Origin of the sequence: Flavobacterium sp. W22_SRS_FK3, assembly GCF_052113665.1 — a bacterium.
Classification (GTDB): Bacteria; Bacteroidota; Bacteroidia; order Flavobacteriales; family Flavobacteriaceae; genus Flavobacterium.
The window spans coordinates 1-5,759 of the sequence record NZ_JBGQOF010000047.1 but is presented as its reverse complement, the minus strand read 5'-3'; the positions used below and the strand labels follow the sequence as shown (position 1 = coordinate 5,759).

Annotated in this window: 3 protein-coding genes and 1 pseudogene; 2 read left to right on the top strand and 2 right to left on the bottom strand. The window is 30.4% G+C overall.

Going from position 1 to position 5,759, the window contains the following annotated elements; all coding sequences use genetic code 11:
• A pseudogene (locus tag ACEN2I_RS19760) lies at positions 1-725 on the bottom strand (hypothetical protein); the annotation flags it as partial.
• Positions 726-1,287: 562 nt separating this feature from the next.
• Between ACEN2I_RS19760 and ACEN2I_RS19755 the strand changes: the two are divergent.
• Entirely contained in the window at positions 1,288-1,941 is a 654-nt protein-coding gene (locus ACEN2I_RS19755; protein WP_441767803.1) for an Ig-like domain-containing protein, read from the top strand.
• A 354-nt stretch (positions 1,942-2,295) separates the two neighbouring features.
• The gene (locus ACEN2I_RS19750) at positions 2,296-3,282 is read left to right on the top strand and encodes a PorP/SprF family type IX secretion system membrane protein (RefSeq protein WP_441767802.1); all 987 of its coding nucleotides are present in this window, start codon (positions 2,296-2,298) and stop codon (positions 3,280-3,282) included.
• A 726-nt stretch (positions 3,283-4,008) separates the two neighbouring features.
• Here the strand turns inward: ACEN2I_RS19750 and ACEN2I_RS19745 are convergent.
• On the bottom strand, positions 4,009-5,139 hold the full coding sequence (locus ACEN2I_RS19745) for a BspA family leucine-rich repeat surface protein (RefSeq protein ID WP_441767801.1): 1,131 nt from the start codon (positions 5,137-5,139) through the stop codon (positions 4,009-4,011).
• Between the last annotated feature and the right edge of the window lie 620 nt (positions 5,140-5,759).

Here is a 5,759-nt window from a genome sequence, read left to right as displayed (position 1 = left end):
TCTTTTTTTGAGGATTTTTTTACAAGCTCATCATCTGTTTTTATTTTCTTAGTCCCGCTGCGGTTTTCTTTTTGAGAATCGTGATCTGCAAGGACATTATCTGTCAATTCAGTATTGCTGTTTTTTTCAGAAGATTCAGTGTCCGTTTTTGATTTCTTAATCCTTTTACGGTTTTCTTTGTGAGGGTTCTGAGTCTCCACGGTATTGTCTGAAAATTCAGTGTAGTTATCTTTTTCTGATGATTTTTTTACAATGTAATTATTCGTTTTTGATTTAATAGAATTTATATCTTCAGGTCGAGATCTTTTTAAATGATTTACTACTAATTTTATTAATTCCTTTTTAATTCCTGTGTTTTCTATGAATTTAATGCTGTCAGCATCAAATTTAACTTGTACAAAATCGTTTAAATTAAGATCTCTCTTTAATGTATTATTTAAATTATTAGTTTGTACATAGTGATTTTCTTTTTTAGAATTAGAATCTTTAAAAATAGGAATGATAATTCGAACATTATTTGGACCTAAATCAGTATTACTGATAAGACTTATATCAGACACTTTGTATCTTGTAATTGAAGCGCCATATTTCACCTTCTTTATCTCTTCTACTTTGTAATACAAAACATTTTTAATATCTATCGTAGTATATAAATCCTTTATCTGACTGTATCCACAGTAAGAGCATAAAAAATACACGATTGTTATTAAAAAATTCTTTCTCATAGTATGTAGTATGACCATATTTCTTAGTGTCTATTTTTTTTTTATAACTAAAATTATTGGATGAGTATTATCGAATTTTAAGTAAGAAGACAATACATTCTTATTTTTAGATCTTAAAATTGCTTTTGAAAAATTATTATAGGCAACTGGCAATGTAATTATGATCTAAAGACTTAAATATTTAGTGTAAAAAAACGAGTAGTTATTGGTAGATATATAGTTAAGAAGTAGCTGTTTGGAGGTAAAAAACAAACTACTGTCTTATTGTCAAAGATAATAAAAAAATATTTTGGAGATTTCTAAATAGCTAGTTTTTTTGTTTGCAAATCAAACAAGTAAAAAATGATTTTTTGATATATAGGAATTGTTTCCTATGTCATAATTTACTTAGATACTCTCTTTAATATTACTGCTTTTTTAAACTATAAAAGTAATGTTGTCTTTTTGTATACTTAAAATAAGGTAAATTATGGAATTTTGTAACTTTTTGTATTTATTAATTAACTCGAAACAATGAGTTTTAATGTATTTTTATACGAATCATTTTATTTAATCAAAATATATGAAAAAAAAAATAACGAGTTCGTTTATTAATTTATTAGCAATTTTTTGTTTGGTGTTTATTTTGTTTTTTTCATGTACCAAAAACAAAAATAAAATGGTAGATGCTGCTCAAAAAGTGGAATCTATTTCATTAAGTTCAGTAGTATATAGTATGGAAGTAGGATTCAGTGCACAGTTGGATGCTATTGTATTACCTGAAAATGCTAAAAATAAAGACTTAGTCTGGAGTAGTAATGATATTACTAAAGCGACTGTGAATCAGCAAGGAAAAGTAACAGCGATAGGTTTAGGATTAGTTACCATAAAGGTTATTGCAAAGGATGGATCTGGAAAGACAAAATCTATTTCTTTGAAAATTACCGAGGATGACTTTGTTAGTACATGGAAAGGTAAACAAATTACTATTCCAACTACTGCGGCTTTTTCTTATAATTATCATGTGGACTGGAATAATGACGGGATATTTGATGAATTTGGACTTACATCAAATGTTACTCATGTTTTTGATACTAATGGAGTACATAAAATTCGAATTTGTGGTGATTTTCCTAGAGTACATTTTGAAAAGAAGGATACAGTCCATAGTTTTATTAACGAAGTTAATCTAATGAACGGGGGCAAGATTATTTCGATTGACCAATGGGGAACTTAAGAGGAGAAATAAATATTTTCTGCTTAATTATGAAAATGACTTTAAAATTATGGCTATAGTTATTATAAAGAATAAATTGCCCATCTCATTAATGTAGTAATTCGTCATAGAATAGACAAAGTGGTTTTAAAGCCTAGAAAAAAGATAGACTTTAAATAGAACATTTGCTTGTTTGATAACGACCTAAGATTAGGTAGAAATTGCGACCTGCTTTTTGAAACATCCGACAATATGGCCAAAATTACAATTATAAAATTATTATTGAATAAAATTTAAACAGGCTCTTAATAGAAAAATTAAGATTCTATTGTAATCAATTTTTTTTAAATAAAGTAACTTAATATGTTTGTCTGCATGGAATTTAAAATCAGAATCTTAATTATTCTTGTAATAACCTCTCTTTATTCTTATTCTCAAGAAGGGATTCCCGTATATTCTGATTATTTATCTGATAATTATTATTTGATCCACCCTTCGATGGCAGGTGCAGCAAGTTGTGCAAAAATAAGACTCACAGCTAGAAAACAATGGTTTGGACAAGATGATGCACCGGCTTTACAAACTTTAAGTTTCAATGGTAGAATTGGTGAAAGATCTGGTGCCGGAATAATTATTTTTAACGATAAAAACGGTTATCATTCACAAAAAGGAGTAAAACTTACCTATGCTCATCATATCATGTTTTCTAGGAGCGAACTTGATTTAAATCAGCTCTCATTTGGTATCAGCGGTGGATTAATTCAAAGTCAGTTAGATGAAACTAAATTTGGAGGTGTTTTTGACCCTATCATTTTTGGATCAATTCAAAACGAGTCTTACTTTAATGTTGATATTGGTGCATCTTATAATTTTTTAAATTTTTATGCTCACGCTACTGTTCAGGGAATTATAGAATTCAGAAGAGAATTATATGATTATGAAAATGATAATTTGAGGAAGTTGTTATTAAGTGCTGGGTATGTTTTTGGAAAAATAGAGAGTATTACATGGGAGCCTTCTATTTTATTTCAGTTTTTTGACCAAGCTAAAGAAAAATCTATCGATCTTAATTTAAAAGCTTACAGAAACATGGATTTTGGAAGTATATGGGCAGCATTATCCTATAGAAGAAGTTTTAAGGCTATTCAATATAATACAGCAAGCGAATTTAGTGATCAAACACTGCAATATATTACTCCTGTTATTGGATTTAATTATAAAAGTTTCATGTTTGCTTATACTTATTCTAACGTTATTGGTGATGTTAAATTTGATATTGGTGGATATCACCAGGTGACGCTTGGGATTAATTTATTTTGTGTCAAAGAGCGCTACGATTGTGGGTGTCCTGCTATTAATTAAATTTGAAACATTTTGATTTATTATTGTCAAAAGTATCAGAAAAAGAGAGATTTTCCAGAGGTAAAACTGTGATCCCAAGCCTGGTCATAATGGATAGCAAAAGTAGTGTAGGATGGAGAAATAATTCGTTGTTTGAATAGATAGTTTTGATGGAATAATAAAGTCAAAGGACTTAAACCCCATATTGTAATTGCTAAAAACGGATTTCTTTTAGCATTAATAGTAACCCTTTTTAGGTATATCTTTTCATAAACTCCTTTAATAATTACTCCGTCTATATTTTTAGTATATAGTACATTACTGAGGAAAGGCCAACTAAATTTAATCGCCTTTATGTCATCCTCGAAGCTATGCTTCGGATTAATAAAAAAAGGGATTTAACATATACCTCGGTGGCTCAGTCCCGGATGGTTTATTCGCAACTCACTTTCTGATCTCTCTTGTAGTAAACGCATTACCCTAATATCACTTAGGGAAATGCAAAAAAATCTTAGCTGATTTTATTGAGGGAACTAAAAGTAGCTATTTATCAAAATAGGCTGTTTTCAACATTGAAAATAACCTTTTTTCTTTGATGTATTCGTATAGACGGTGGAAAACACTTTCGGACATACGATTCTCAAAGCCTATATTTTACTTGTAAAACCACCTATTCAATTTTAAAGAACCTTATCAGTGCCTTTGATTTTATGTACAGTAGCTCTTCAAATGGATTTGGATAAACCATCAATTCAATCTTATGCTGCTCTGGTATCTAATGTTGGTATCAGAAGAACAGGCTTGCCCTGCATCTATGATATCCCATCCAAAGTTATTGATCATTTTTTTTCTTGCAGCTTCTGATTTACAAAAGGTAGTTGTACCTACATCAAATTTAACATTTCTTTGGAGAGCATCTAAACGCGCCCATCCCATCAAGGTCTTGTCGTAGTTCAGGTTAGAGAAATGACTCTCTTTAAACATAGCTTGCATATCAGTAACATTGCCCACATTCCAGCTACTGATATCTTGATTAAAATAAGATTTGTAAAACATAAGACTCATATCGGTAACATTACTCACATTCCACCCACTGATGTCTTGATTAAAATAAGAATTATAAAACATAGCTTGCATATCAGTAACATTACTCACGTCCCAACCACTGATATCTTGGTTAAAAGGATTAATTTCTAGATCACTATAAAACATAAAACTCATATCAGTAACATTGCTCACATTCCAACCACTGATATCCTGGTTAAATGAAGAATTACCAAACATATCAGTCATATCAGTAACATTACTCACATTCCACCCATTGATGTCTTGGTTAAAAGTAGACTTATAAAACATATAACGCATATTAGTAACGTTACTCACATTCCACCCACTGATGTCTTGGTTAAAATAAGAACTATCAAACATGCTTTCCATCGTAGTAACTTTTTTTAAATCTGGAGTATCCATTGCAGAAAATTTAGCACCTGACCAATAATAAAAACTTGCGTTCATACTCTGCCAGGTTATGTTCCCCCATTGCTTCACATCTGCTAGTTTTTTTATAGAGGGATAACCACCAATATTAAAATGAGGAAAAGTTCCCGAGATTTCCAACGTGTACGTACCTGCTGCTTGAAACGTTGTCTTAAAGTCGCCATCATCACTGGTGTGGCTTCCAGAGGAAACAACCCCGTTGGAGGCATCTTTCCAAACATACGAGAAATCATAGGCAAAGCCTTCTGTCATTATTAAGGAATGACTTAAGTCGTTACTGCCAATAGTCCAAGTGGTTATAAATGGCTTGCTGGTCCCTTGACCATAAGTCAATTGAAGACTCAGCCATGCAAAGGCAAAAAAAGTAAAGATTTTTTTCATGAATACTGTTTTTAGTTAAAAAAAACTTATTTAACCAATTAAATAAGGTAGGGTAAAAGTAAATTACCAAAGCCATAGCGTAAAACAAACAAGGGGTACAAAAAGTAACATAATCTCAGTTTTAATACTTATAGATGTTAATTTGTAGTGAGATAAGTCAAAGTTGCTCTAAAAGCAATACAAAAAAAACAACTATAGGATAAACAAAAATTAGCTGTATATGAAATATGCAAATGGGTTGAAAGTAAATCCCAACCAACGCTTTATAACTATCTGGAAATTTGAAATTGATAACTGCAAAATTTTAAAAAAATAGAGTGTAGGGCAGGTGAGGAAGAGTACTTTCATTTCACTTGAAAAACTTTTAAAGAACTTTTTCAGTGTACTCCAAAAAACAGAGAGGTTTTTTTTTGTCCAGTTCTTATCCAAAAAGGAAGCTTTGAAAATCTTATTTCACAATTTTAGAAAGTTTTGAATAAAGATTCCCAAAGTTGCGTTCCTAATTTGCCCTATTTCTACAGGTTGTTGAAAATCAGATAACAAAAAAAACCGCCTCAAAATTGAGACGGTTTAAAAAAAATAAAAACCTCCTATGAAAATTTGTTTACAATTATATTCTT

Excerpts from the sequence above, each read along its gene's own strand:
- ACEN2I_RS19755 (WP_441767803.1), top strand. The coding sequence starts at position 1,288 with ATGAAAAAAAAAATAACGAGTTCGTTTATTAATTTATTAGCAATTTTT.
- ACEN2I_RS19750 (WP_441767802.1), top strand. The coding sequence starts at position 2,296 with ATGGAATTTAAAATCAGAATCTTAATTATTCTTGTAATAACCTCTCTT.
- ACEN2I_RS19745 (WP_441767801.1), bottom strand. The coding sequence starts at position 5,139 with ATGAAAAAAATCTTTACTTTTTTTGCCTTTGCATGGCTGAGTCTTCAA.